Genomic DNA, 572 nt, shown 5'->3' with positions numbered 1-572 from the left:
TTGTTTTCTCTCCAACTTTCGTAGATCCAACATAAAACTCTACTTTAGCGATTGAACCATCTGCATCAGATGCATTAGCAGTCAGGTTGATGCTACTTCCAGTTGGATACGAAGCATTTGCTACTGGTGCAGTCAGAGTTATATTTGGTAGCTGATTACTTACTGTTCCTCCAGATTCATAAGCGCCAATATCAGGACCATTTCCATTGTAACTCATTGTTAATGGTGCTGTTGGCAAATTACTTGTACCGGCATCTATCAGATTACTACCTTCAGCTGTAGATAAATATGGCAAAGCTAAAGCCCCAGAACGTAACAAAGCTGGAGTAGTCTGAGTGTTGTTGCTTACCGATGCCCCTGAAGAAATGGCCGAGAATGGCTCACTGTGATGGTTGTTGCTCACTACTAATCCCTGTGGCTGGGCTGTGCCTCCTTCATATGTTATCGCTGTGATCTGACCGCCTGTACTCACATCAAAGGCATTGTTGAATACCTGCAAATTCTTGGACGCTACCCCATTGCTGGTCGATCGGATCTGAAACAAAGCCGGATTGCCGCTACCATTGATGGTG

1 protein-coding gene is annotated in these 572 nt (G+C 44.6%); it reads right to left on the bottom strand.

Translation table 11 applies throughout. The features are described 5' to 3' along the window. A partial coding sequence (locus QNI22_RS40205; RefSeq protein WP_314520336.1) for an Ig-like domain-containing protein occupies window positions 1-572 on the bottom strand: 572 nt, incomplete at both ends.

Origin of the sequence: Xanthocytophaga agilis (assembly GCF_030068605.1) — a bacterium.
GTDB classification, from domain to species: Bacteria; Bacteroidota; Bacteroidia; order Cytophagales; family 172606-1; genus Xanthocytophaga; species Xanthocytophaga agilis.
The sequence above is the reverse complement of the archived record's forward strand: the minus strand, read 5'-3'. Positions and strand labels throughout refer to the sequence as shown.